This is a genomic window from Promicromonospora vindobonensis, from assembly GCF_042685865.1.
GTDB lineage: Bacteria > Actinomycetota > Actinomycetes > Actinomycetales > Cellulomonadaceae > Promicromonospora > Promicromonospora vindobonensis.
The window spans coordinates 318,482-343,978 of the sequence record NZ_JBHUOG010000002.1; the positions used below are offsets into that span (position 1 = coordinate 318,482).

18 protein-coding genes are annotated in these 25,497 nt (G+C 70.5%); 14 read left to right on the forward strand and 4 right to left on the reverse strand.

Annotated elements, in window-relative coordinates; genetic code table 11:
* Positions 1-136: 136 nt before the first annotated feature.
* The 5 genes from ACFS27_RS14705 (at position 137) to ACFS27_RS14725 (ending at position 8,493) form a co-directional block, all read left to right on the forward strand.
* A complete protein-coding gene (locus ACFS27_RS14705) occupies positions 137-1,144 on the forward strand; it encodes an ABC transporter permease (RefSeq protein WP_377184247.1) in 1,008 nt (335 codons plus the stop codon).
* The gene (locus ACFS27_RS14710) at positions 1,141-2,103 is read left to right on the forward strand and encodes an ABC transporter permease (protein ID WP_377184249.1); all 963 of its coding nucleotides are present in this window, start codon (positions 1,141-1,143) and stop codon (positions 2,101-2,103) included. The genes ACFS27_RS14705 and ACFS27_RS14710 overlap by 4 nt, the downstream gene beginning before the upstream one ends.
* A complete protein-coding gene (locus ACFS27_RS14715; protein WP_377184251.1) occupies positions 2,100-3,845 on the forward strand; it encodes a dipeptide ABC transporter ATP-binding protein in 1,746 nt (581 codons plus the stop codon). Before ACFS27_RS14710 ends, ACFS27_RS14715 begins: the two co-directional genes overlap by 4 nt.
* Before the next feature lie 227 nt (positions 3,846-4,072).
* Entirely contained in the window at positions 4,073-5,554 is a 1,482-nt protein-coding gene (gene rpsA, locus ACFS27_RS14720; protein ID WP_377184253.1) for a 30S ribosomal protein S1, read from the forward strand.
* 191 nt (positions 5,555-5,745) lie between these two features.
* The gene (locus ACFS27_RS14725; RefSeq protein WP_377184255.1) at positions 5,746-8,493 is read left to right on the forward strand and encodes a tetratricopeptide repeat protein; all 2,748 of its coding nucleotides are present in this window, start codon (positions 5,746-5,748) and stop codon (positions 8,491-8,493) included.
* A gap of 340 nt (positions 8,494-8,833) precedes the next feature.
* On the opposite strand, the gene ACFS27_RS14730 is transcribed toward ACFS27_RS14725, so the two are convergent.
* Positions 8,834-10,723 carry an ABC transporter ATP-binding protein gene (locus ACFS27_RS14730; protein WP_377191043.1) on the reverse strand — a complete coding sequence of 630 codons (1,890 nt, stop codon included), beginning with the start codon at positions 10,721-10,723 and terminating at the stop codon, positions 8,834-8,836.
* 231 nt (positions 10,724-10,954) lie between these two features.
* Here ACFS27_RS14730 and ACFS27_RS14735 point away from each other — a divergent pair, with 231 nt between their 5' ends.
* The 7 genes from ACFS27_RS14735 (at position 10,955) to ACFS27_RS14765 (ending at position 19,105) form a co-directional block, all read left to right on the forward strand.
* Complete coding sequence (locus ACFS27_RS14735; RefSeq protein WP_377184257.1) at positions 10,955-12,187, forward strand: cytochrome P450; 1,233 nt, start codon at positions 10,955-10,957, stop codon at positions 12,185-12,187.
* 236 nt (positions 12,188-12,423) lie between these two features.
* A complete protein-coding gene (locus ACFS27_RS14740; protein WP_377184259.1) occupies positions 12,424-13,647 on the forward strand; it encodes a TerC family protein in 1,224 nt (407 codons plus the stop codon).
* 147 nt (positions 13,648-13,794) lie between these two features.
* On the forward strand, positions 13,795-14,424 hold the full coding sequence (gene coaE, locus ACFS27_RS14745) for a dephospho-CoA kinase (RefSeq protein WP_377184261.1): 630 nt from the start codon (positions 13,795-13,797) through the stop codon (positions 14,422-14,424).
* A 44-nt stretch (positions 14,425-14,468) separates the two neighbouring features.
* Complete coding sequence (gene pcp, locus ACFS27_RS14750) at positions 14,469-15,155, forward strand: pyroglutamyl-peptidase I (protein WP_377184263.1); 687 nt, start codon at positions 14,469-14,471, stop codon at positions 15,153-15,155.
* A 93-nt stretch (positions 15,156-15,248) separates the two neighbouring features.
* Positions 15,249-17,366 (forward strand): excinuclease ABC subunit UvrB, encoded by a 2,118-nt coding sequence (gene uvrB / locus ACFS27_RS14755; RefSeq protein WP_377184265.1) that lies wholly within the window; start codon positions 15,249-15,251, stop codon positions 17,364-17,366.
* 46 nt (positions 17,367-17,412) lie between these two features.
* Positions 17,413-17,841, forward strand: coding sequence for a VOC family protein (locus ACFS27_RS14760; protein WP_377184267.1), 429 nt, complete (start codon positions 17,413-17,415; stop codon positions 17,839-17,841).
* Positions 17,842-18,103: 262 nt separating this feature from the next.
* On the forward strand, positions 18,104-19,105 hold the full coding sequence (locus ACFS27_RS14765; protein ID WP_377184269.1) for a TerC family protein: 1,002 nt from the start codon (positions 18,104-18,106) through the stop codon (positions 19,103-19,105).
* Positions 19,106-19,276: 171 nt separating this feature from the next.
* On the opposite strand, the gene ACFS27_RS14770 is transcribed toward ACFS27_RS14765, so the two are convergent.
* A complete protein-coding gene (locus tag ACFS27_RS14770) occupies positions 19,277-20,143 on the reverse strand; it encodes a hypothetical protein (protein WP_377184271.1) in 867 nt (288 codons plus the stop codon).
* 138 nt (positions 20,144-20,281) lie between these two features.
* On the reverse strand, positions 20,282-20,563 hold the full coding sequence (locus ACFS27_RS14775) for a YciI family protein (RefSeq protein ID WP_377184273.1): 282 nt from the start codon (positions 20,561-20,563) through the stop codon (positions 20,282-20,284).
* Positions 20,564-20,641: 78 nt separating this feature from the next.
* On the opposite strand from ACFS27_RS14775, the gene sthA reads away from it, so the two are divergent.
* Positions 20,642-22,060, forward strand: coding sequence for a Si-specific NAD(P)(+) transhydrogenase (sthA, locus tag ACFS27_RS14780; RefSeq protein ID WP_377184275.1), 1,419 nt, complete (start codon positions 20,642-20,644; stop codon positions 22,058-22,060).
* Positions 22,061-22,159: 99 nt separating this feature from the next.
* Here sthA and ACFS27_RS14785 read toward each other — a convergent pair whose 3' ends face one another.
* Entirely contained in the window at positions 22,160-22,396 is a 237-nt protein-coding gene (locus tag ACFS27_RS14785; RefSeq protein ID WP_377184277.1) for a hypothetical protein, read from the reverse strand.
* Positions 22,397-22,667: 271 nt separating this feature from the next.
* On the opposite strand from ACFS27_RS14785, the gene ACFS27_RS14790 reads away from it, so the two are divergent.
* Entirely contained in the window at positions 22,668-25,463 is a 2,796-nt protein-coding gene (locus ACFS27_RS14790; RefSeq protein ID WP_377184279.1) for a tetratricopeptide repeat protein, read from the forward strand.
* Positions 25,464-25,497 lie beyond the last annotated feature (34 nt).

Here is a 25,497-nt window from a genome sequence, read left to right on the forward strand (position 1 = left end):
CCCAAGCCTTAGGGTGAAATACCTCAGGTCGGGGCGCGGCGCCTGCCGCGCCCCGACCGCTGTCCGGAGTCCTTGACGGCGGGCCACGAGCCCGGCCGCCGGAGTGACCGATGAATCGCATGTCTGTCGAGGAACGATGCTCAGACTGATTGTGCAGCGACTGCTGCTCTTGATACCCCTCTTGCTGGGGCTTTCGATCTTGCTGTTCGGCTGGGTGCGCGCCCTGCCCGGCGGGCCGGTGCAGGCCATGCTGGGTGAGCGGTACACCCCCGAGGCCGCGGCGGAGATCGAGGCCCAGATGGGTCTGGACCAGCCGCTGCCGGTCCAGTACGGCAAGTACCTGCTCCAGCTCGTCCAAGGCGACTTCGGTACTTCGCTGCAGAGCGGGCGCCCGGTGCTGGACGAGTTCCTGACCCGGTTCCCCGCCACCATCGAGCTCACGCTGGTGGCCCTGATCTTCGCCATCGGCATCGGCATCCCGCTCGGGTACGTCGCGGCGCGCAGGTCCGGGTCGATCGTCGACCACTCCGCCGTCGTGGTCTCGCTGATCGGCGTCACGGTGCCGGTGTTCTTCCTGGCGTTCATCCTCAAGTACCTGTTCGCCGTCGAGCTGGGCTGGTTCCCGACGACGGGGCGGCAGAGCGCCACGATGGTCGCCACCCACCCCACCAACTTCTATGTCCTGGACGGCCTGCTCACCGCCGAGTGGGACGCGGCATGGGACGCCCTGATGCACCTGGTCCTGCCTGGCGTCGCGCTCGGCACCATCCCGCTGGCGATCGTCGCCCGCATGACCCGGGCAGCCGTGTCCGAGGTGCAGAACGCCGACTACGTGCGCACTGCCCGCGCCAAGGGGATCAGGCCCGGCCGGCTGCGCAACGAGCACATCCTGAAGAACGCGATGCTCCCGGTCGTCACCACGATCGGCCTCCAGGTGGGACTGCTGCTCAGCGGCGCGGTCCTCACCGAGACGGTGTTCGCGTTCAGCGGCATCGGCAGCTTCCTCGCTGATTCGGTGTTCAGCGCCGACTACCCGGTGATGCAGGGCTTCATCCTGTTGATCGCCGTGGTGTATGCCCTCGTGAACTTGATAGTCGACGTGTCGTACGGGCTGATCGACCCGCGGCTGAGGAGGCAGCAGTGAGTGCCAACGAGCTTCCTGTGACCGACGGCGCCGCGGTGGCGCCGCTCCACACGAGCATCCATGGTGACGGGCCGGCCGGTCAGGACCATGGTGGTGAGGGCGTCTGGGGACGCGCGTGGCGCACCCTGCGCAAGAATCCCGTCGCCATCATCGGCGGCGTGATCGTCGCCGTGTTCGTGCTCGTGGCGATCTTCGCCCCGTGGTTGGCCCCGTACGGCGGGACGGAGCTGCCCGGCCGCGACGAGGTGCGCCCCACGATGATCCCCGGCCCGTCGGCCGAGTACCCGCTGGGCCTGGACCGTTACGGCGGCGACGTGCTGAGCAAGCTGATCTGGGGTGCCCGCGCGTCGCTGCTCGTGGGTGTCCTGTCCACGCTGTTCGGCCTGACCGGCGGCCTGCTGCTCGGCCTGCTGGCCGGCTGGTTCGGCAAGTGGGTCGACTTCGCGATCATGCGCCTGGTGGACCTCATGCTGTCCGTGCCGTCGCTGCTCCTCGCCGTGTCGATCGCGGCGATCGCCGGTCAGTCGTCGATGGCGGTGATCGTCGCCATCGGTGTGGTGCAGATACCGATCTTCGCGCGGCTGCTGCGTGGCTCGATGCTGGCCCAGAAGGGCCAGGACTACGTGCTCGCCGCGTCGGCCCTCGGGCTGACGCGCAGGTCGGTGACCATGAGCCACGTGCTGCCGAACAGCGTGGGCCCGGTCATCGTGCAGGCCACGCTGAGCCTGGCCACCGCCGTGATCGAGGCCGCTGCGCTCTCCTTCCTCGGCCTGGGTGGCGGCGAGCCGTCCACCGCCGAGTGGGGCCGCATGCTGACGGCCGCGCAGCAGGAGCTCGCGGTCGCGCCGCGGCTGGCGATCCTGCCCGGTATCTGCATCGCCGTGACGGCGCTCGGCTTCACCCTCGTTGGCGAGAGCCTGCGTGAGGCCCTTGACCCCCGGAACAGGACCCGACGATGAGCGAATCCCCTGACAAGAAGACAGCCGAGGCCACCAGCGGAGCACCGGCCGACGACGTCGTGCTGCGCGTCGAGGACCTGTGCGTCGACTTCCGCACCGAGCACGGCGCCGCACGTGCCGTGGCGAACGCGAGCCTGACCGTCCGACGGGGCCAGACCGTGGCGATCGTCGGCGAGTCCGGTTCGGGCAAGACGACCCTGGCCATGGCGGTGCTCGGCCTGCTGGCGAGCAACGGGTCGGTGGCCGACGGCCACATCTGGTTCAAGGACGAGGACCTCGGCAAGGTGTCCGCGCAGCGCATGGCGCAGCTGCGCGGCACGGAGCTGGGTCTCGTGCCGCAGGACCCGATGACCAACCTCGACCCGATCATGCAGATCGGCCGGCAGATCGACGCAGGCCTGATCGACAACGGCCTGCGCACCCGGCGGGACGCTCGGACCCGCACGGTCGAGCTGCTCGACGAGGTCGGCCTGCCCGACGCCCGGCAGCGGGCCGCCCAGTACCCGCACGAGTTCTCCGGCGGCATGCGCCAGCGGGCGCTCATCGCCATGGGCCTGTCGGGTCGCCCTGCGCTGCTGGTGGCGGACGAGCCGACGTCGGCCCTCGACGTGACCGTGCAGCGCGGCATCCTCGACCAGCTCACCGCGCTGACCCAGGACCTGGGTACCGCCGTGCTGCTCATCACGCACGACCTCGGCCTCGCGGCCGAGCGTGCCGACACCGTCGTGGTCATGTACCGCGGTGACATCGTCGAGCAGGGCCCGGCCCGGCAGGTGCTCACGGCCCCGCAGCACGAGTACACCAAGCGCCTCATGGCGGCGGCGCCGTCGCTCGCCTCGCGCCGTATCGAGATCGCGCGGGAGCGCGGCCTCGACGAGGTGCTGGACAGCTCCCTGCTGGCCCACGGCGAGGAGGCGGTCGCCGACGGCTCCGAGGAGCCCGACGTGCTGGTGTCCGTCAAGGAGGCGAGCAAGGTCTTCTCCATCCGTGGTCGCGGCCTCCTGTCCCGGAGCAAGGACTTCACGGCGGTGGACAGCGTGAGCCTCGAGATCCCGCGCGGCTCGACCGTGGCCGTGGTGGGGGAGTCGGGCTCGGGCAAGTCGACGCTGGCGCGGATGATCCTCGACATCGAGAAGCCCACCTCCGGTTCGATCACGTTCGACGGCGCCCTCGTCGGCGCGGGCAACCACCGGGACCAGATCGCCTACCGGCGGCGGGTCCAGCCCGTGTTCCAGGACCCGTACTCGTCGCTCGACCCGCTGTACTCGGTGTACCGGGCGATCGAGGAGCCGCTGCGCGCGCACGACTACGGGGACGCGGCGGCCCGCCGCGCCCGCGTGGAGGAGCTCGCCGACCAGGTGGCGCTCAGCAAGGGCCAGCTGCAGCGGTTCCCCTCCGAGCTGTCCGGTGGTCAGCGGCAGCGGGTGGCGATAGCCCGTGCTCTCGCGCTGTCGCCGGAGCTCGTGGTGTGCGACGAGGCGGTCTCGGCGCTCGACGTCGTGGTGCAGGCGCAGATCCTGCAGCTGCTCGCCGGCCTGCAGGAGGACCTGGGCCTCACCTACCTCTTCATCACGCACGACCTCGCCGTCGTGCGGCAGATCGCCGACCGCGTGCTGGTGATGCAGGAGGGCCGTGTCGTGGAGGAGGGGACCGTCGACTCGGTCTTCGACTCGCCCAGCACCGCGTACACGCGGGCGCTGCTCGACGCGATCCCTGGCAAGGACCTGGAGCTCGCGCTCTGAACCTGCTCCCCCTGCCGGGCAGCGCTCGGCACCCGGTGGTCCCGCCCGGTATCCTGAGGTTCGCACCGCCCTGGCTCACGTTGACCAGGGCGCTGCGACGCCACTAGGATGACTGGCGGTGCCGTGCGCCTTTTGGCGACCATCGGCACCACACGAGCAGAGCACAAGCAGAGCTCAAACAGACCTTGTCCGTACTACGCCATGTCCGCATCGGAGCATCGAACTCAATGACCATCTCCACCCCTGCGAAGTCCGCACCCCAGGTTGCCGTCAATGACATCGGCACCGAGGAGGACTTCCTTGCTGCCATCGACGCCACCATCAAGTACTTCAACGATGGTGACATCGTCGAAGGCACGATCGTCAAGGTGGACCGCGACGAGGTCCTTCTCGACATCGGCTACAAGACCGAGGGTGTCATCCCGTCCCGGGAGCTCTCGATCAAGCACGACGTCGACCCTGGCGAGGTTGTCGCCGTCGGTGACGCCGTCGAGGCCCTGGTCCTCCAGAAGGAGGACAAGGAAGGCCGTCTGATCCTGTCCAAGAAGCGCGCACAGTACGAGCGCGCCTGGGGCACGATCGAGAAGATCAAGGAAGAGGACGGCGTCGTCACCGGCACCGTCATCGAGGTCGTCAAGGGCGGCCTCATCCTCGACATCGGCCTGCGCGGCTTCCTCCCCGCCTCCCTCGTGGAGATGCGTCGGGTCCGCGACCTCCAGCCGTACGTCGGCAAGGAGATCGAGGCCAAGATCATCGAGCTCGACAAGAACCGGAACAACGTCGTGCTCTCGCGCCGTGCCTGGCTCGAGCAGACGCAGTCCGAGGTTCGCTCCACCTTCCTGCAGACGCTGCAGAAGGGCCAGGTGCGCCCGGGTGTCGTCTCCTCGATCGTCAACTTCGGTGCGTTCGTGGACCTCGGCGGCGTCGACGGTCTCGTGCACGTCTCCGAGCTGTCCTGGAAGCACATCGACCACCCGTCCGAGGTCGTCGAGGTCGGCCAGGAGGTCACCGTCGAGGTGCTCGACGTCGACTTCGACCGCGAGCGTGTCTCCCTGTCGCTGAAGGCGACGCAGGAGGACCCGTGGCAGACCTTCGCCCGTACGCACGCCATCGGTCAGGTCGTGCCGGGTAAGGTCACCAAGCTCGTCCCGTTCGGTGCGTTCGTGCGCGTCGAGGACGGCATCGAGGGCCTCGTCCACATCTCGGAGCTGGCCGTGCGCCACGTCGAGCTGCCTGAGCAGGTCGTCACCGTCGGTGCCGAGGTGTTCGTCAAGGTCATCGACATCGACCTGGAGCGCCGCCGGATCTCGCTGTCGCTCAAGCAGGCCAACGAGGGTGTGGACCCGGAGTCCGAGGACTTCGACCCCGCGCTGTACGGCATGGCCGCCGAGTACGACGACGCCGGGAACTACAAGTACCCGGACGGCTTCGACCCGGAGACCAACGAGTGGCTCGAGGGCTTCGAGACCCAGCGCGAGGCGTGGGAGGCGGAGTACGCCAAGGCGCACGAGCGCTGGACCGCGCACCGCAAGCAGGTCGCCGAGGCGATCGCCGCGGACACCGAGGCGCCGGCCGACGCCCCGGCCGCTGCCCCGGCAAGTGGCGGCGGCAACACCACCTACTCCTCGGCTCCGGTCGAGGAGGTCGGCGGCACGCTGGCTTCGGACGAGGCGCTGGCCGCGCTCCGCGAGAAGCTCACGGGCAACTGATCTGAGCCCATCGACGGCCCGTCGCCCCTTCGGGGGGCGGCGGGCCGTCGTCGTTTTCAGGATGCGGTGCACGACGCCGGCCTGCGCCAGTTCTTGTACCGATGACCTGCGAAGACGTCGTCTCGCGTGACTCTTGGGCGTATCACGGACTCGCTGGCCAGGACGGCCGTAGTGCTGTTGGATAACTCCCCATGAGTCGACTCGGACCCGACGAGACGCGGGGCACCGGCCCGGCTGCTCTCCTCGCGCCCGAGCGCGCCGTGATGCCGTTCATGGGCCGCGGGCGGGAGATGGCGGAGCTGCGGTCGTGGGCACGGTCGCGTGACCCGGTGGCGCTGCGGCTGCTGAGCGGGCTCGGCGGGGTCGGCAAGACGCGGCTGGCGCTCGAGCTCGGCCGGAGGCTGCGCCGCACGGGGTGGACGGTGGTCCACGTGCCGGTGGGCCAGGAGGTGGCCGCGCTGTCCCGCGTCGTCGGGGCGCGCCGCGTGCTGCTTGTCCTGGACACCGCCGGGTGCAGGCCCGGCCTCACCGCGATGTTCGACACCATAGGGGCGGCTCCGTGGCGCGGACGCCTGCGGATCCTGTGCATCGCCCGCACCGGCGGGCAGTGGTGGCGGCGTGAGCGGTGGACCAGCTCCCTGTGGGCCGAGCATCCTCCGCCGGTCACCCAGATGGCGCTGGATCCCGCTCCGGACCCCGCCCCGGACGTGGCGTTCGGCTCCGCGCTCGGCCTGGCGGTCGAGCGCCCTGACGACGTGCCCGCGCTGCTGGACGGCGCAGCTGCCCGGTTCGCGAGGAAGCTGGGCAGGCCGGTGCCGCGCATCCGGTTCGAGCCGTCGCCGGGCCTGCGCCTCCGCGCGCTCGACCTGCACGCCACCGCGCTTGCCGCGGTGCTCGACGGTGGGCGCGAACCGGTCGATCCGGCCACCGCTCTGGGCGTCGTGCTCGATCATGAGCGCGACGGTTGGGTGCATTCGGCCACCGCGGCGGGACTCGTTGCGGGGGCCGGCGGTACGGCCGAGGCCGCGCTGGCGGCGGCGACGCTACTGGGGGACAGCTCGGACGACGGCCTGCGTGTCGCGCTACGCTGCGCGGGCGTCGACGCCGACAGGCAGACGCCAGAGGCGGTCGACTGGCTCCGCGCCCACCTGTTCCGGGTCCCACGCCTGGCCGAGCTGTTCGTGGCGCAGGTCCTGGCGGAGTCGGACGAGCTGATCGACGCGTGCACGAGCGACCTGGAGCAGGGGCAGGCGTGCAAGGTGCTGGAGGCGGCCACGCGGATGAGCCTGGACCGGCCCGCCGCGAAGCGGGACGTCACCGGGGAGCTGATCGCGGTCGCCGTGTCCGCCTTGCCGGACCAGCGGCCGGAGGACCTGGCGTGCCTGATGCGGGTGGCGCGTCGGCTGCCGCGCTCGGCGGGCCCGCTCGCCGTACCGGTGCTGGACCGTCTCAGGCACCGCATCGCGGACCTCGCCCGGGCCGGGGACGACGACGCGGTGCGTGCGGAGGCGCTGGCCGACCTCGGCCTCGTGCTGGTCGCGGAGGGCGACCCCGACGCCGCCGTGGCGCTCCTGCGGGAGGCGGTGGGCCTGTGGCGTCGCCTCGCCCGCACCGACGAGGACCGGTACCGGCCGCCGCTGTGCAGCGCCTTGAACAGTCTCGGGACGGGCTACTGGGCGGTCGGCAGGCACGACGACGCGCTCGCCGTCCAGGAGGAGGTCGTCGCGCTGTGCGGCGGGTTCCCTGCAGGCGACGCGCCCTGGGCCGACGCCGAGCACGCACGCGCCCTGCAGAACGCCGGGATGTCGTTGACGGAGCTCGGTCGCACGGGCGAGTCCGAGGCGGCGCAGCGGGCCTCGCTCGACATCTACCGGCGTCTGGCCGAGGGCGACCCCGTCCAGTACGAGCCGCACGTCGCGGCGGTGCTGGGCAACTTCGAGGCCCTGACCGAGAGCGGCCGCCCGGAGGAGGCGCTGCCCGCCAACGCGGAGGCCGTCGCGATCCGGCGCCGGCTGGTCGAGGCCCGCCCCGAGCACCTCGGTGAGCTGGCGTGGTCGCTCGGCCAGCTCGGTACCACCCTGGAGGCCCTTGGGCGCTCTGAGGAGGCGGAGTCGGTGCTCGTCGAGGCGCTGGGCCTCCAGCGGCGGCTCGCGACGGTGAACGAGCAGGGCACGCGTCCGGAGCTGGCCAGCGCGCTGTCGGCGCTCGGCGCCCTGTACTCGACCACGGGTCGTGCGGACGAGTCGCTCCGACTGGAGCGGGAGGCGCTCAAGATCCGGCGGGTGCTGGCCGACGAGCACCCCGACCGGTACCTGCACTACCTCGCCCACTCCCTGTCGAACCTCGGTGTCACCTATGCGCGGCGGGGCCGATACGACGACGCGGTCCTTCTCGAGGAGGAGGCCGTGGCGATCCGCCGGGGGCTCGCATCGCACAACGTGCGGTCGCTGAAGTTCCTCGCCCAGTCGCTGTCCAACCTTGGCGTGCGCTACGCCGACCTCGGCCGGTTCGAGGAGGCCCTGCGCCCTACGCAGGAAGCCGTCGACATGCTGCGGGGCCTCGTGCGCGACCAACCGGAGAAGTACCGCGGCGGGCTCGCTGAGGCGCTCGCCAACCTCGGGGCCACCATGCTCGACCTGGACAGGGCGAACGAGGCGCTGCGGCCCATGCGCGAGGCTGTCGCGATGCGTCGCCAGCTCGTGCTCGAGAACCCGGACAAGCACCGGCCGGAACTGGCGCTCGCCGTCTCCAACCTGGCCAGCGCGCTCAGCGCCGTCGGGAAGAACTCCGAGGCGCTGGGCCTCGCGCGCGAAGCGGTGGACATACGGCGCCGGCTCGCCGCCGACCTGCCCGAGCGGTACCGTTCCGAGCTGGAGCGGTCGCGCGCCGTCCTGGCCCGGATCGAGGCGGCGATCCAAGACCCCGCCGCGGCGCGGTAGCCGGGCGAGCCGTATGAGGCCGGCGACATCGAGCAGACGGCGGTGCCGACCAGGGGCCGCCTGGGCCTGCGGCTCAGGCGCCGCTTTCTGCCGCCTGAGCCTGCGGTTCGCTTCGGGCGGTGCGCCTCGTTCCTCGGCGCTCCGCCGGCGCTCACCTCCGGCTCAGGCGCCGCCTTCTGCCGCCTGAGCCTGCGGTTCGCTTCGGGCGGTGCGCCTCGTTCCTCGGCGCTCCGCCGGCGCTCACCTCCGGCTCAGGCGCCGCCTTCTGCCGCCTGGGCCTGCGGTTCGCTTCGGGCGGTGCGCCTCGTTCCTCGGCGCTCCGCCGGCGCTCACCTCCGGCTCAGGCGGTCCCCGCGAACTGGGTCCGGTACAGGTCGGCGTACAGGCCCCCTGCGGCGATCAGCTCCGCATGCGTGCCGGACTGGGCCACGTGCCCGTCGGCGAGCACCACTATGCGGTCCGCCGCGCGGACCGTGGACAGCCGGTGCGCGATGACCAGCGACGTGCGCCCGGCGAGCGCCTGGTCGAGCGCTGCCTGGACGGCGGCCTCGGACTCCGAGTCGAGGTGCGCGGTCGCCTCGTCGAGCACCACGACGTCGGGCGCCTTCAGCAGCAGGCGGGCGATCGCGAGCCGCTGGCGCTCGCCCCCGGAGAGCCGGTAGCCGCGGTCACCCACCACGGTCTCCAGGCCCTCGGGCAGCCGGTCGACCAGGTCCCAGATGCGCGCCTGGCGGAGCACCCGCTCCAGGTCGGCATCGGTCGCCTCCGGACGCACGAACCGCAGGTTCGCCGCCATCGTGTCGTGGAACAGGTGCGCGTCCTGCGAGACGACGCCGATCGTGGCCCGCAGCGACGCGAAGGTCGCGTCGCGCAGGTCGGTCCCTGCGATGCGCACCGCGCCCGACGTCGGGTCGTACATGCGGCTGACCAGCTGCGACACCGTGGTCTTTCCCGCTCCGGACGGGCCGACGAGCGCCACCATGGAGCCGGCTGGGACCTCGAACGAGACGTCGTGCAGCGTGTCCGTCGTGGGGTCCTTGCGCTGCCCGGCCACCGACTCCAGGGAGGCGAGCGAGACCTCCTCTGCCCGCGGGTACCGGAACGTCACGCCCGCCATCGAGACGGAGGCACCCTGGGTGGCGACTGCCGCCCGCAGGTCGACGGCGTCCGACTTCTCGGCCACCGACGGTTCCAGGTCGAGCACCTCCAGCACCCGCTCGAACGAGACGAGCGCCGTCATCACGTCGACCTGGACGTTCGCCATCGCCGTCAGCGGCCCGTACAGGCGCGTGAGGTAGGTGGCGAGCGCCACGACCGTGCCGACCGTGAGCTCACCGGCGATCGCCTGCAGCCCGCCCACCCCGTACACGCCCGCCACGGCTAGGGACGCGATGGTGGCCAGCCCCACCCGGAACCACGTGCCGAGCAGGGCGGTCCGGACTCCCAGGTCGCGGCGCTCGCGCGCCGGCTCGGCGAACCGCTCCGACTCCGTGGCCGGGTCGCCGAAGATCTTCACCAGGTGCGCGCCGGACACGTTGAACCGCTCGTTCATGACCTGGCCGAGGTCGGCGTCGACCTCCATGCCGCGCCGGGTCAGCGCGGCGAGCCGGCGGCCGAACCAGCGCGCGGGGAACACGAACAGGGGGACCAGCGCGAGCGCCCCGAGCGTGAGCTCCCACGACATGGTGAGCATCGCCGCGAGCGTGAACGCGATGGTCAGGGTGTTGGAGACCACGGTCTGCAGGGTCGAGGTGAAGGCGCGCTGGGCACCGAGCACGTCGCCGTTGAGCCGCTGCACCAGGGCGCCGGTGCGCGCGCGGGAGAAGAAGGCGAGCGGCATGCGTTGCACGTGGTCGAACACGGCGATCCGCAGGTCCAGGATCAGCCCCTCGCCGACCTGGGACGAGACGAGCCGGTCAGCCACCGACAGGCCGGCGGCCAGGATGGCGAGCAGTGCGGCGGCGCCGGCCAGCAGGACCACCAGGCGGGTGTCACCGTCGACGATGCCGTGGTCGATGATGCGCTGGAAAAGCAGCGGCGTCGCGGCTCCCGCAGCGGCCTCCAGGGCCAGGATCAGCACGAACACGATGAGCCGGCCCCGGTAGGGGCGGGCAAAGCCCGCTATGCGCCGCAGCGTGGGCCACCCCAGGCGCTGGTGGGCTACCGAGCCGTCCTGCGTGAACGACCGCATCGCGCGGCCTCCGCCCATACTCCCGCCGCCACCGTGCATGCTCACGTCTGCATGGTCCCACGGGCCGCGGCTCCGGCCGGTGCTCGCGCCGTTCCTCACCCTCCGGCGAGCACAGACAGACTGAACGTAGCGGGTCAGCCGGGGGTGATCTGGACCACGCGGGTGTTACGTGTTCTCCACAGGCCGTGATAGAAACCCACGATCGGGCGTCTACGCAGGTCGCCCCATACTTCGATGGATGATTCGATGAATATCGACGGGTGGAGGGCCATGTCTGACCTGGAACCGCAGCGGAGCGGAGGTCGTGTGGCGCTGGTGGACCTGACCGGCGCGGAAGACATGACCGCGGCGCTGCGGAAGCTGCAGGACCAATGGGGCCCGGTGGCCCCTGTGGACCTGGAGCCGGGCGTGCCGGGCTGGCTCGTGCTGGGGCACGCCGAGGTCATGGAGGTGATGCGTACGGAGAGCGTCTTCGCCAGGAACCCACGTCACTGGAAGGAGCGGCTCCCGCTGGAGTCGACCCTGCATGCCATCCTCTCCCCGGCGGGACGGCGAGCGCTGTACTACGCGGACGGCGCGGACCACCGGCGGCTGCGGCTCCCGGTGGACGAGGCGTTCGCGGGCATCGACGAGGCGCAGACAGCCGCGATGGTGCGGGGCGTGTGCAGCCGGCTGATCGACTCGTTCGCGGCCCAGGGCCAGGCCGACCTGATCGGCGGGTACGCCGCGGCGGTCTCGTTCCTGTCGGTGTCGGGGATGTTCGGGTTCGACGAGCAGCAGGGCGTCGCCCTCCTGCGGTGCGCGCACGGCATCTTCGGGCACGGGGGCGACTCCGTGACGGCGCTGGCCACCATGGACCAGATCGTGCTCGACCACGTCCTCGCGACGCGGGAGAACCCCGGGAACAACCTGACCGCACGCTTCGTCGAGCACCCGAGCTTCGAGGACGACACGGAGATCGTGCACTCGATGGTGGTGGCGATCTGCGCGGCCAACGAGATGCTCGTGACCTGGATCGCCGCCACGCTGCGCCGCATGCTCATCGACCCCCGGTACACCGGGCGCGTCACCGGCGTGCGCCGCGGCCTGGACGACGCGATGGACGAGACGCTGTGGAGCGAGCCCCCCGTCGCCAACCTGCCGGCCCGGTACGCCGTGACCGACTGCACGCTCGGCAAGGCGCGGATCCGGGCAGGGGACGCGATCGTCATGGGCCTGGCCGCTGCGAACAACGACCCCCGGGTGCGCACCAGCGACGACCTGTTCGAGGCGAACAACCGGTCGCACCTGTCGTTCGGGGTCGGACCGCACGCGTGCCCCGCCCGGCGTCCGGGACGGCTGGTGGTGAAGATCGCCGTGGAGAGCCTCATGGAGCGCCTCGACCTGCGCCTCACCGACCCCACCGTGACCTGGGCGCCGTCGCCGTGGTCGCGTTACCCGGCGGTGCTGCCCGTCGCGTTCACGCCCGAGCGGCAGGCGGCGCGCACGCCTGCTCGGATCTGAGGCCGGCGCGCCGCACGGCGGGCCTCGTCCGGCTGTGGACGGCGCCCGGCCTGCGTCTGACAGAGCCGGGTCGAGAAGGCAGGACGGAGCCATATTCGGCTCTTGACTCTGACTCTGACCCGGCACGGTTCCTTCGATGCGTTCACGCGTGTAGCCTCGAGGGGATTCGCATCTGCGAACCCATTTCTCCTTGCCGCCGCTACGAGCCCCAGCCCCATTGACCGAAAGCAGGCCGAATGGATGCTTCGCCTCTTGTCTGGACAATCACGGTCGCAGGGGTTCTCGGCCTCCTCCTGTTCGACTACTTTTTTCATGTACGCAAGGCGCACGTCCCGTCATTGAAGGAAGCGGCGATCTGGTCGTCGCTCTACGTCGGGATCGCCATACTCTTCGGTGTGGGCGTCCTGGTGGCAGCCGGCGTCCATTCCGGGTCGGAGTACTTCGCCGGCTACATCACAGAAAAAGCGCTCTCGGTCGACAACCTCTTCGTTTTTCTGATCATCATGACGAGCTTCCGCGTGCCGCGTGAGGACCAGCAGAAGGTGCTGCTCTTCGGCATCGCTTTCTCTCTTGTCGCCCGCACCGGATTCATCTTCCTCGGCGCAGCACTGATCAATTCCTTCGCGTGGGTGTTCTACTTCTTCGGACTGATCCTTCTGATCACGGCCGGGAACATGCTCAAGCCGGAAAGCTCGGAGTCCAAATCTGGCGACAACGTCATGGTGCGGATTGCGCGCAAGATCTTCCACACCAGCCCGGACTACGACGGGGACAAGCTCTTCACGGTCCACAACGGTAAGCGTGCGCTGACGCCAATGCTCCTGGTCATGGTGGCGATCGGCGGCACCGACCTGCTGTTCGCGCTTGATTCGATTCCCGCCATCTTCGGTTTGACGCAGAACGTGTACATCGTCTTCACCGCGACCGCGTTCTCGCTCCTGGGTCTCCGGCAGCTGTACTTTCTGCTCGACGGTTTGCTTGACCGCCTGATCTACCTCTCGTACGGGCTCGCAACGATACTCGCCTTCATCGGTGTGAAGCTGGTACTCCACGCGCTCCACGAGAACAATGTGCCGATCATCAATCACGGAGAACCGGTGCCGGTCTTCGAGATCAGCACGGGCCTCTCGCTCACGGTCATCGTCGGGGTCCTCGTGGTCACGGTGCTCGCTTCGCTGCTGAGTCCGGCAGGTCGGGCGCAAACGGCTATTGCCAACGCTCGACGCCACGCGACCGATTACCTGGACCTCGGCTACACCGCGGACCACACCGAGCGCGTCCGGGTGTACGACGCGCTGCGTCACGAGGAGGAGATAATCCGCAGTCTTGGTGGGAAGTATCGCAAGATGGTCCATGAAGAGCCCGAGCTCATGGAGCTCCTGCTGAGTGCTCACGCCGAGCACGAGGAGTCGGTGCAGCGGGCTGCGCGTGAAGACGCCGGCCGGCAGGCCGGCGAATAGACGACAGACAGGTGTCCGATGCGCGGGCGCCGGCTGTTGTCGGACGTGCGATCGCGGCACCGTGATCGGGTTTGGGTACGCTGATCAGGAGGTAACCTTGACGCGCTGCAGCCGCAGTATTTCAACCACCCGGGCTCTGAGGACCACATGTTCCGCATCGGACTGACCGGCGGGATCGCGGCCGGCAAGTCGGTCGCGACAGCACGCCTGGCCGAGCTCGGCGCTGTCGTCGTCGACCACGACCTGCTGGCCCGCGAGGCGGTGGCGCCCGGGTCCGTGGGTCTCGCGGAGGTCGTCGAGGCGTTCGGGGACGTCGTCCTGACGCCGGACGGCAGCCTCGACCGGCCGGGGCTCGGTGCCCTGGTCTTCGCGGACGCCGCAGCACGGAGCCGCCTGAACGACATCGTGCATCCAGAGGTCCGCCGGCTGTCGGCGGAACGGGAGGCCAGGGCTGCGGCAGAGGACCCGGCCGCCGTCGTCGTGCACGACATCCCCCTGCTCGTCGAGACCGGGCAGGCCGGCCACTTCCACCTGGTCGTGGTGGTGCACACACCCGCGGAGCAGCGGGTGCGGCGCCTCGTCGAGGGGCGCGGGCTGAGCGAGGACGCCGCGCGGTCCCGGCTCGCGTCGCAGGCCGGCGACGACGAGCGGCTCGCCGCCGCCGACTTCACCCTGGACGGTTCGGGGAGCGAGGACGACCTGCGCGCCCAGGTGGATACCCTGTGGCAGCGCGTGGCCGCGGAGGTCGCGCAAGAGGCGGAGGCAGACTCCGCGTGATCCGGCCGGCGTGATCCGTGCGGTCCGGGTGAGGAGCGTGCGAGATGAAGGTCTTGGTCACGGGGTTCGAGCCCTTCGGCGGCGACACCGTCAACGCGTCGGCTGAGGCGGTCGAGGCCCTCGCCGCGCGGTGGGCAGGGCCGGAGGAGCTGGTCACCGCAGTGCTCCCCGTCGTGTTCGACCGGGTCCGCTCGGCGGACGGCCCCCTGCTTCGGCTGCTGCACGAGCACCGGCCCGACGTGGTCCTCGCCGTCGGCCTGGCCGACGGCGTCACCCAGGTGCGGGTCGAGCGGGTCGCGATCAACCTCATGGACGCCCGGATCCCCGACAACGGGGGAGCCCAGCCGGTCGACGCCCCCGTGGCCGACGGCGGCCCCGCCGCCCGGTTCGCGACCCTCCCGGTCAAGGCGGCCGCCGCCGCAGTGCGTGCGGCCGGAATCCCCGCGGGCGTCACCTACAGTGCAGGGACGTACGTCTGCAACGCCAGCTTCTACGCCCTGCAGCACGCGCTGGCGGAGCGGCCGGACGTGCTGTCGGGCTTCGTCCACGTGCCGCGCACCACGGAGGAGGTCGGGGGAGAGGCAGCGGCCTCCGCGCTGTCCGACGGCGGAGAGCCGCACCTCCCGCTCGGCGCCCTCGCCCACGCCCTGGAGATCGTCGTGCGCACGGCGCTCGCGGCGGCCCGGGGCGAGCTGGCGGAGCCGGCCGAAGCGGTCGGCACGCTGCACTGACGGGCCGGCGGGCGCGCCCTCGGCGCCGCCCGCACCGCACGGGCGGTGCGGGCGCTCGTGGGGAGTGTCAGTGGTCGGTCGTACCGTAGTCACATGCGACCCGTGACCGATCTGCAGCGCACGGTGGCCCCCTTCGAGGTCATCTCCGAATACCAGCCGGCAGGTGACCAGCCGACGGCGATCGCCGAGCTGACCGAACGCGTCCAGGCGGGCGAGAAGGACGTGGTGCTCCTCGGCGCCACCGGCACCGGTAAGTCGGCGACGACGGCCTGGCTCGTCGAGAAGCTGCAGCGACCGACCCTCGTCATGGCCCCGAACAAGACGCTGGCCGCGCAGCTCGCGACGGAGTTCCGTGAGCTGCTGCCGAACAACGCGGTCGAGTACTTCGTGTCGTACTACGACTACTACCAGCCCGAGGCGTACATCGCGCAGTCGGACACCTACATCGAGAAGGACTCCTCGATCAACGACGAGGTGGAGCGGCTGCGGCACTCGGCCACGTCGTCGCTGCTCACCCGGCGCGACGTGATCGTGGTGGCCTCGGTCTCGTGCATCTACGGCCTCGGCACGCCGCAGGAGTACGTGGACCGCATGGTCCGCCTCGACGTGGGCGACGTCGTGGACCGCGACCAGCTGCTGCGCCAGTTCGTGACCATGCAGTACACGCGCAACGACATGTCGTTCACGCGCGGCACGTTCCGGGTCCGCGGCGACACCGTCGAGATCATCCCGGTGTACGAGGAGCTCGCGATCCGGATCGAGATGTTCGGCGACGAGATCGAGTCCATCCAGACGCTGCACCCGCTCACCGGTGACGTGGTGCGCAACGAGAAGTCGATCTACGTGTTCCCTGCCACGCACTACGTGGCGGGTCCCGAGCGCATGGAGCGCGCCATCGGGGGTATCGAGAAGGAGCTGGAGGAGCGGCTGGCCGAGCTGGAGAAGCAGGGCAAGCTCCTGGAGGCCCAGCGGCTGCGCATGCGCACCACCTACGACATCGAGATGATGCGCTCGATCGGCACGTGCAGCGGTATCGAGAACTACTCGATGCACATCGACGGCCGCGAGCCAGGCACCGCGCCCAACACGCTGCTCGACTACTTCCCCGAGGACTTCGTGCTCGTCATCGACGAGTCCCACCAGACGGTCCCTCAGATCGGCGCCATGTACGAGGGGGACGCGTCCCGCAAGCGCGCGCTCGTCGACCACGGGTTCCGGCTGCCGAGCGCCATGGACAACCGCCCGCTGAAGTGGGAGGAGTTCACCGAGCGCATCGGGCAGACGGTGTACCTGTCGGCCACTCCCGGCGACTACGAGCGCTCGCTGTCCGACGGCGTCGTCGAGCAGGTGATCCGCCCGACCGGACTGATCGACCCCGAGATCGTCGTGAAGCCGACCACCGGGCAGATCGACGACCTGCTCGGCGAGATCCGCGACCGGGTGGACCGGAACGAGCGTGTGCTCGTGACCACGCTGACCAAGAAGATGGCCGAGGACCTCACCGACTACTTCCTGGAGCGGAACGTGCGGGTGCGCTACCTGCACTCCGACGTGGACACGCTGCGCCGCGTCGAGCTGCTGCGCGAGCTGCGGCTCGGCGAGTACGACGTGCTGGTGGGCATCAACCTGCTGCGCGAGGGCCTTGACCTGCCCGAGGTGTCACTCGTGGCGATCCTCGACGCCGACAAGGAGGGCTTCCTGCGCTCCGGGCGCTCCCTCATCCAGACCATCGGCCGTGCGGCCCGTAACGTGTCGGGCCAGGTCCACATGTACGCGGACAAGATCACACCGGCGATGCGCATGGCGATCGACGAGACCACCCGGCGTCGTGAGAAGCAGGTGGCCTACAACACCGAGCGTGGCCTGGACCCGCAGCCGCTGCGCAAGAAGATCGCCGACGTCACGGACATGCTCGCCCGTGAGGACCTGGACACCCAGGAGCTTCTGGCCGGCGGGTACCGGAACAACCGCAAGGCGAAGGGTGAGGGCAGGGCGGGTGCCAGGGTCCCCGGTTCGCCGAAGGAAGGCGCGACGGCGGGCAACCGGCTGGCGGGCGCGGCGGCCAGCGAGCTGGCGGAGCTGATCCAGGAGCTCACCGACCAGATGCACGCGGCGGCCGCCGAGCTGCAGTTCGAGGTGGCGGCCAGGCTGCGCGACGAGATCTCGGGGCTCAAGAAGGAGCTCCGGCAGATGCAGGCGGCGACGGCGTAGTTCTGTCCCGTCGTGGTGAGCGCAAGTACGAACGAGGAGCTGGACCATGGCCAAGACGTTTCAGGTGACCTTCGACGCGGCAGACCCGCGTGCCCTCGGCGAGTTCTGGTGCGCGGTGCTTGGCTACGTGCGCGACGCGCCACCCGAGGGCTTCACCACGTGGGAGGAGGCGCTGACAGCCTGGGGCCTGCCCGAGGAACGGTGGAACGACAAGAACGCCGTGAGCGACCCGGACGGCGTGGGCCCGCGCATCTTCATCCAGAAGGTGCCCGAGCCCAAGACCGCCAAGAACCGGGTGCACCTCGACGTCAACGTGGGCGAGGGCCTGCGGGGCGAGGAGCGCGCCGCGAGGGTCCGGGCCGAGGCGGAACGGGTGTCGAGCCTCGGTGCGACCGTCGTCAACGAGGGCAGCGAGCTGGGCGACTTCTGGATCGTGCTGCGCGACCCCGAGGGGAACGAGTTCTGCCTGCAGTGAGGGCCGTCCCTACCGGGCGACGAGCGTCTCGGCGGGCTTCGCAGCGAACAAGAATCGCCGGAGAAATATGGTGGCGCCAGCACAGACCATCCGCCGTCGTCACGTAGACTTTCGCCTGGTCGGAGGGGAGTAGTCCTTTCGTCATGGGGCCGTCATCACGGTCGGCGTCGGTGCCGGTCCGGTCACATGGGTCCACCTCCGCATAGCTGGGGGATGGGCGGGCGAGACTTCCGGTACCAAGCGCCGTGTACCGGAGGTTTATATGGACGTGCCCTTTTGGGTCTGGGCTGCCACGATCCTCGCGATCGTTGCGATGCTGGTGGTCGACTATCTCGGCCATGTGCGGACACCGCACGCGCCGACATTGCGAGAGTCGGCACGCTGGTCGGTGGCATATGTTGTGATCGCGTTGCTTTTTGGCTGCCTTGTATGGGCTGTGTGGGGGCCGGTCTACGGCGGTGAGTACTTCGCGGGGTACATCACCGAGAAGAGCCTCTCGGTCGACAACCTGTTCGTGTTCGTGCTCATCATGGCGAGCTTCCGGGTGCCGAGGGAGTTCCAGCAGAAGGTCCTGCTGGTGGGCATCACCGTCGCGCTGGTGCTGCGCACCGTCTTCATCCTGGTCGGCGCCGCGCTCATCGAGAACTTCAGCTGGGTGTTCTACCTCTTCGGCCTGTTCCTGGTCTGGACGGCGATCAGCCAGATCCGGGCGGGTACCTCGCACGACGAGGAGTTCCGCGAGAATGCGGTGCTGCGGCTGACACGGCGATTCCTGCCCACGTCGAGCTCGTACGCGGGCGACAGGCTCACGACCCGTGTCGACGGCAAGCTGCACATCACGCCGATGCTCATCGTGATGCTCGCCATCGGTAGCGCCGACATTCTCTTCGCGGTGGACTCGATCCCGGCGATCTTCGGCCTCACGCAGGAGACCTACCTGGTCTTCACCGCCAACGCCTTCTCCTTGCTGGGCCTGCGGCAGCTCTTCTTCCTGATCGACGGTCTCCTGGATCGCCTCGTGTACCTCAACTACGGACTTGGGGTCATCCTGGCTTTCATCGGCGCGAAGCTCGTGATTCACGCGCTGCACACCAACGAGGTGCCGTTCATCAATGGTGGTGAGCACATCACCGCCGTCCCGGAGATCAGCACGCCGGTGTCGCTCGGCGTCATCCTGGTCACTCTGACGGTCACCACCGTGGCGAGCCTCCTGCGCGACCGCGCCGTGAACCGTGCCAAAGACAAGGTGGACCAGCTCGGCTGATCAGTTCGGCTGATCAGTTCGGCTGATCAGTTCGGCTGGTGGCGTGGTCGGGTCTGCCTCGCTCGCCACGGCTGTCGAACCCGCACCCGGACCCGGTCGGCAGTCTGCCGGCCGGGTCCGTCGTAGGGGCCCCGGTCGGCGAGGTTCGCCGTCGGAGCGAGGGGATCCGCGTCAGACCGTGCTGTAGTCCAGCTGGATCGAGAAGACGTTCCGGTCCCCGGACCGGAGCGTCCCGGTGAACGCGTGGTCGTGCACCTCCGGCTCTGCGGGTGCCGAGGGCTCGACGTCCACGGTGCAGGTCTGGCCTGCCGCTGCAAGATGGTCGGCCTGCAGCCGGTAGACACCCGCCTGCCATCGGGCGCCGGGTCCCGCCGCGGCGCTCAGGACGTGGTCGAAGAGCGCGAACGTGGCGTAGCCGGCTACGGACACGGGGAGCGCCGGGTACCCGTCGAAGTGCCCCCGGCACATCGAGGACTCCACGGCCAGCTTGGCCGTGGCGCTCCGGGCGTCAGCAGCGACGTCGACGAGCGGAGCCGCCGCGCTGTACGGGTTGGCCGGCTCGGTGGCGTCCGGCTCCGCAGCAGTCCCCAGCAGACGTCGGAAGACGGGTACCGACAGGACGAGGTACTCGAGGTCGAGCCGCGCCACGAGGTTCCCGTCTGCGTCGTGCAGCTCCGTCTCCGCGACCGCGCGGTTGCGGCCCTTCATGCGGGCGGTCGCGGTCCCGTGGAGCGTGGTCAACGACCCGACGGGTGGGTACATCCGCCCCACGCCACGATGGGCGAGGTAGTAGTGCTGGCCGGTGCGCGGGTTGATCGTGGCGGCGGCGCAGAGGCCGAGGATGGCCAGGTGCCGCCCTGCCTCCGCCACGTTGATCAGGGTTGCCTGACGCCCGGTCGGCGTCTGGACCGGAACTGTGGCGCTGGCCAGCCCCGGAGCGGAGCTGGCCAGGTCATCGAGCGCGTAGTAGGGCGGCTTCACGCAGATGTGCGGGCCGATTTCCTCGTAGGCCACCGTGGTGCTGTCGACAGAGGTCATGCATTGCCTCCCCGAACGTAGTCAGCCGTGTTCGAACTGGCATCATGGGCACCACGGAGCATGCCACGCCATGCCCTGAACGTGACTATTGCGTAAAATAATCGGCATGGCCTGGTATGGGGTGAATTTTGCCGACGTCTACTCCGCCAGACCGCCGATGACGACGTCCCACTGGCGCACACCGCGCTCGGCGATGACCCCGCGGACGGTGAACGGGTCGGCATCCAGGATCGCCAGCGCGGCGTCCGCCGACTCCGCCTCGACGATGACCAGGGCTCCGGTCCCGCCGTCGACCGGTCCAGAGGCGCGGACGACGCCCTCCGCGTTGAGCCCGAGCAGGAACTCACGGTGGCTGGGGCGGACCTCGTCGCGGGTCGCCACGTCGTCGGTATAGGTGTAGCTCACGGCATAGATGCTCATGCGCGCCAGCCTGCCACGACCGGTTAAATCTTGATGAAGTTGTTCGTCACAGGCCGCGCGCACCTGCACACTCGGACCATGGATGCACGTGAGAACCACTACGACCTCGTCGTGATCGGCTCCGGCCCCGGTGGTCAGAAAGCCGCGATCGGCGCCGCCAAACTAGGCAAGCGGGTTGCGGTGGTCGAACGGCGCGACAACGTCGGCGGGGTGAGCCTCCACACCGGCACCATCCCGTCGAAGACCTTGCGCGAGGCTGCCCTCTACCTGACCGGGCTGCAGATGCGCGACGTGTACGGCTCCAGCTACCGGCTCAAGGAGCGCATCACCGTCCAGGACCTGCTCGCCCGCCTGCAGCACGTCATCGGCCGGGAGATAGAGGTGGTGCGCAACCAGCTGGCCCGCAACCAGGTCGAGACGGTGGTGGGCAGCGCACGGTTCGCCGGGCCGCACGACATCGACGTGACGGACGCGGAGGGCGACGTCGTCCGGCGGCTCAGCGCCGACAAGGTCGTGATCGGGGTCGGTACCCGGCCGGCGCGGCCCGCGAACATCGCGTTCGACGGCGTCCGCGTGGTCGACTCCGACGGCATCCTCGACATGAGCGAGGTGCCGAGGACCATGGTGGTGGTCGGCGCGGGCGTGATCGGCATCGAGTACGCGTCCGTGTTCGCAGCGCTCGGCACGCGGGTCACCGTCGTCGAGGCGCGCGAGAAGATCCTCGACTTCTGCGACTCCGAGGTGGTCGAGGCGCTCAAGTTCCAGCTCCGCGACCTGTCGGTCACGTTCCGGCTGGGCGAGACCGTCGAGTCCGTGACAGCAGGCAGCGACGGGACGGTCACCGCGCTGGCCTCCGGCAAGCGGATCCCCGCGGACTGCGTGCTCTACTCCGCCGGGAGGCAGGGCTCCACCGACGGGCTCGAGCTCGCCGCCGCCGGCCTCGAGGCGGACAAGCGCGGGCGGCTCCAGGTCGACAAGCAGTTCCGCACCGCGGTCGAGCACATCTACGCCGTCGGCGACGTGATCGGCTTCCCGGCGCTCGCGGCGACCTCGCAGGAGCAGGGGCGGCTCGCGGCCTACCACGCGTTCGGCGAGCCGGTCTCCTCCGTGCTGGAGCTGCAGCCGATCGGGATCTACACGATCCCCGAGATCTCGTACTGCGGGGACACCGAGGACCAGCTCACCACGGCGGGCGTGCCGTACGAGGTCGGGATCGCGCGCTACCGCGAGCTGGCGCGCGGGCAGATCGTCGGCGACTCCTACGGGATGCTCAAGCTGCTCGTCTCGACCGAGGACCGCAAGGTGCTGGGCGTCCACGTGTTCGGGACGGGGGCCACCGAGATCATCCACATCGGGCAGGCGATCATGACGACCGGCGGCACCGTCGACCACCTTGTCGACACGGTGTTCAACTACCCGACGCTCTCCGAGGCCTACAAGGTCGCGGCGCTGGACGCGACCAACAAGATGCGCGACGTGGCGCGGTTCGGGATCTGACGACGACGAGGGCCGCCGCCGACCGGCGACGACGACGGCGTCCGACCACCGAGCGGTGGGCGGGCGCCGTCCTGCGTCGTCGCGACGCGTGAGCCAGGCTTACTTGTCCCCGGCCACCGAAGACACCTCGGCGTCGGCGAGCGTCACGAGAGCCTGTGCGTGGAGCGCGTGCTGCCACTTGCCCAGGTCCTCGATCGTCTTGATCCTGAGCTCGGCGAGCATCTCGTCGTGCTTCGGCGTGAGGCCGAGCAGCGCCGACGGCGGAGCCGCAAGGATCGCGGCGATGCTCTGGTCGTTGTAGGCCTTGTCGACGAGCTTGTTGAGGTTCAGGCTCACGTGCCTGCCTTTCGTCCGTGCGGTCGTGGAGCGGCTGGGCTTTCACCCGGCCGAGGGAAGGATGTCGGTATCTAGGGCGATATGCAACCTTTGCCCAGATTGTCGGATCGGACGAGGGTGTCTGGTCCGGCGCAGGGGCCTCGTCCCAGCGTTCACCTGGGTCGGGGCGGCCGGGCGGCGCCGGTCGCGTGCCTCCGCTTTGTTACCAGGGTGAATCAGTTCACCGGTTCCTCTTGCAGTCTTGGACGTTCGTCCGGTTGACTTGCTCATCGTGGTGGTCTCGGAGGTGTCGACCCGGCTGGCCGCCGCGGTCCGGGCCGCCCGCACAGCGGTACGCCGCGGCCCGCTCGCGGCTGCTCCGGACGGTCCGCTCCAGGACGGCGTCCGGTGGCCGACCGCGCTGCTCGACCCCGCACGGGCCGTCGTCCCGTTCCTCGGCCGCGAGCAGGAGATCGACGAGCTCCGCACCTGGGCCGAGAGCGCCGCTCCGATCAGGCTGCGGCTCGTCGTCGCACCCGCGGGATTCGGCAAGACCCGCCTCGCGCACGAGTTCGGCGACCGGATGGGCCGGTCCGGCTGGACCGTCGTCCCGGTGCCGCGCGGCCGCGAGGCCGCGACCGTCCGCGCGCGGCCGGAGGGTGATGTGCTCTTCGTCGTCGACAACGCGGCGACCAGGCTCGGCCTCGGCGCGATGCTCGACGCCGTCGGACGCCCGGCCGATGGCCGCACCCGCGTCCTGCTGCTCGCCCGCGTCGCGGGGGAGTGGCTGCGCCGGCTGCGCTGGGGCTCGACCCTGTGGACGCAGCTCGACCGCGGCGACGCGACGCAGACCGCCCTCGACCTGCCGCTCGCGGCCGGCCTGCCGGACGGCGTCGTGCTGGACGCAGCGGTCGCCGCGTTCGCGGAGCGCCTCGGTGTCGAGAGTCCGGGAGCGGCCGCCGTGCGCGCGCCGGAGCCGGCAGGGGCCGCCCGCGTGGTCGACCTCCACGCGGCTGCCGCGCTCGCCGCGCTCGACGCAGCGGGGACGTCGGTCCCGGCGAACGAGCCGAACCCGGTGCGCGGGCTGCTCGAGGTCGCGGCGAGCTCCTGGGCCTGGTCGGCGCGGGAGGCTGGGCTGGACCTGACCATCGACGAGGTCCAGGACGTCGTCGCGGCGGCATGCCTGCTCGGTGCGGACGACGCCGCGAGCGCGCGCGACGTGCTGCGCCGGGTCGTCCCTGGGCTGCCCGGACGCACGGGGGCACGCTGGCTGCTCGGGCTGCAGGGTTCCGTGGTGGGGCTCGGGACGAGCGCGGCAGGGCACGACCGCGTCGGCGACCTGCTCGTCGTGGACCGGCTCGGCCGCTCTGTCGCCCTGGTCGGCTCGTGCACGTGGGGCCTGTCCCGGAAGACGGCGCTGCGGGTGGTGCGTGTCGCCCGCCGGCTGGAGGTCGAGCTGGGGGAGCAGCCGGGGGCGGCCGCCCTGGCGGGCGAGCTTCTCCGGCGCGCCGCCGACTCCTGCGGCGACGACCCCCGCGCGCTGCGGACGATGTTCCTGCTCAAGCCCCGCAGTCTCCTGGGCGGTACGGCTGACGACGTCGACAGGGGCAAGCAGGCCGTAGCGGTGGCGCGTGACCCGGTGGGCCGGGCAGAGGCGCTCGTCGACCTCGGGACCGCGCTGAAGGAGTCGGGCCGGCTGGCGGAGGCGCTCGACACCCTTGACGACGCCGTCGACGCGTGGCGCCGCCTCGCGGCCGGGGACCTCGACCGGTATCGCACGGGGCTGATCGGCGCGATCCACACGCTCAGCACCGCGCACTGGGGGGCTGGCCTGACCCAGGAGGCACTGACGCTGCAGCTCGAGTCGCTCGAGCTGTGCCGGGCGGCTCCGGAGCGCGACGTGAGCTGGGTGGAGCCCGAGCTGGCCCGCACCCTGATCAGCCTGACCGTCAGCCTGGTCGAGACCGGCCATCCCCAGGAGCACGAGGCGCGGAACGCCGAGGTCATCCCGATCCTGCGGACCCTCGTGGCCCGCGACCCGCGACAGTGGGGCGTCTCCCTCGCGCAGACGCTGTCCAACCGGGCGGTGGCGCTGACCGAGGTCCGTCCGGAGGAGGCCCTTCCCTGTGCGGAGGAGGCGGTGGAGCTCACCCGCGCCCTCGTGCTGCAGGCCGCCCAGCGGCACCGGCCACAGCTCGGGTTCGCGCTGACGAACCTCGGTAACGCGTATGCGGCGGTGGGTCGCGACAGGGAGGCGATCGGGCCTCTCGACGAGGCCGTCACCCTCCGGCGCGAGCTCTCCCGCGAGAACCCCGTCGCGCACACCTGGACGCTCGCCTACACCCTCGCGTCGCTCGGTGCCGTGCGGTCCCGCCTCGGCGATCTGGGCGAGGCGATAGCCATCGAGCGGGAGGCGGTGCTGCTCCGCCGCCGGCTCGTCCGCGAGAACCCGACCCGTTACCGCCGGATGCTGGCGGCCTCGCTCTCGAACCTCGCGGTCACGCACTCCCGGTCCGGCGAGCCGGAGGAGGCGCTGCCCCTCGAGCAGGAGGCGGTGGCGATCCGGCGTGGCCTTGCGGAGGAGGGGCAGCCCGGCGAGGAGTACCTCGCGCGCTCGCTGTCCAACCTGGGGGTGCTGTTCTCGGAGCTCGGCCGGGCCGCCGACGCCGTCGCGCCCACCCGGGAGGCGGTCGCCCAGCTGCGGCTGCTTGCCGTGAGCGACCCCGACCGCTTCGAGCCGGATCTCGCCGACGCGCTGCTGAACCTCGGGGCCGCCCTCATCGACGCAGGGCGTTCGGAGGAGGGCATCGAGCCGACGGCGGAGGCCGTGCGCGTGCGCAGGGACCTGGCGCGCCGGAGCCCTGATCTTCACCTGCCGGGGCTGGCGGCCGCGCTGTCGAACATGGTCTCCGTCCACCTCGACCTGGAGACGTTCGACACGGCGGCGGAGTACGCGCAGGAGGTCGTGGACGTACGGCGACGCCTCGTCGACGGGTCGTACGCGCACGAGCAGGACCTCCTGCGCGCCCTCGACCTGCAGGCCCGTGTGCGGCGGGCCGGCGTGGCCGGTGGCCGCGCCGTGCGCTGACCTCCGCTGGGGTGTGACGAGTCTGCCAAGCTCG

Bases quoted from the DNA above. Each gene is read 5' to 3' on its own strand.
- ACFS27_RS14705 (WP_377184247.1), top strand. From the start codon at position 137: ATGCTCAGACTGATTGTGCAGCGACTGCTGCTCTTGATACCCCTCTTG.
- ACFS27_RS14715 (WP_377184251.1), top strand. From the start codon at position 2,100: ATGAGCGAATCCCCTGACAAGAAGACAGCCGAGGCCACCAGCGGAGCA.
- rpsA (WP_377184253.1), top strand. From the start codon at position 4,073: ATGACCATCTCCACCCCTGCGAAGTCCGCACCCCAGGTTGCCGTCAAT.
- ACFS27_RS14725 (WP_377184255.1), top strand. From the start codon at position 5,746: ATGAGTCGACTCGGACCCGACGAGACGCGGGGCACCGGCCCGGCTGCT.
- ACFS27_RS14730 (WP_377191043.1), bottom strand. From the start codon at position 10,723: ATGCACGGTGGCGGCGGGAGTATGGGCGGAGGCCGCGCGATGCGGTCG.
- ACFS27_RS14735 (WP_377184257.1), top strand. From the start codon at position 10,955: ATGTCTGACCTGGAACCGCAGCGGAGCGGAGGTCGTGTGGCGCTGGTG.
- ACFS27_RS14740 (WP_377184259.1), top strand. From the start codon at position 12,424: ATGGATGCTTCGCCTCTTGTCTGGACAATCACGGTCGCAGGGGTTCTC.
- coaE (WP_377184261.1), top strand. From the start codon at position 13,795: ATGTTCCGCATCGGACTGACCGGCGGGATCGCGGCCGGCAAGTCGGTC.
- pcp (WP_377184263.1), top strand. From the start codon at position 14,469: ATGAAGGTCTTGGTCACGGGGTTCGAGCCCTTCGGCGGCGACACCGTC.
- uvrB (WP_377184265.1), top strand. From the start codon at position 15,249: ATGCGACCCGTGACCGATCTGCAGCGCACGGTGGCCCCCTTCGAGGTC.
- ACFS27_RS14760 (WP_377184267.1), top strand. From the start codon at position 17,413: ATGGCCAAGACGTTTCAGGTGACCTTCGACGCGGCAGACCCGCGTGCC.
- ACFS27_RS14765 (WP_377184269.1), top strand. From the start codon at position 18,104: ATGGACGTGCCCTTTTGGGTCTGGGCTGCCACGATCCTCGCGATCGTT.
- ACFS27_RS14770 (WP_377184271.1), bottom strand. From the start codon at position 20,143: ATGACCTCTGTCGACAGCACCACGGTGGCCTACGAGGAAATCGGCCCG.
- ACFS27_RS14775 (WP_377184273.1), bottom strand. From the start codon at position 20,563: ATGAGCATCTATGCCGTGAGCTACACCTATACCGACGACGTGGCGACC.
- sthA (WP_377184275.1), top strand. From the start codon at position 20,642: ATGGATGCACGTGAGAACCACTACGACCTCGTCGTGATCGGCTCCGGC.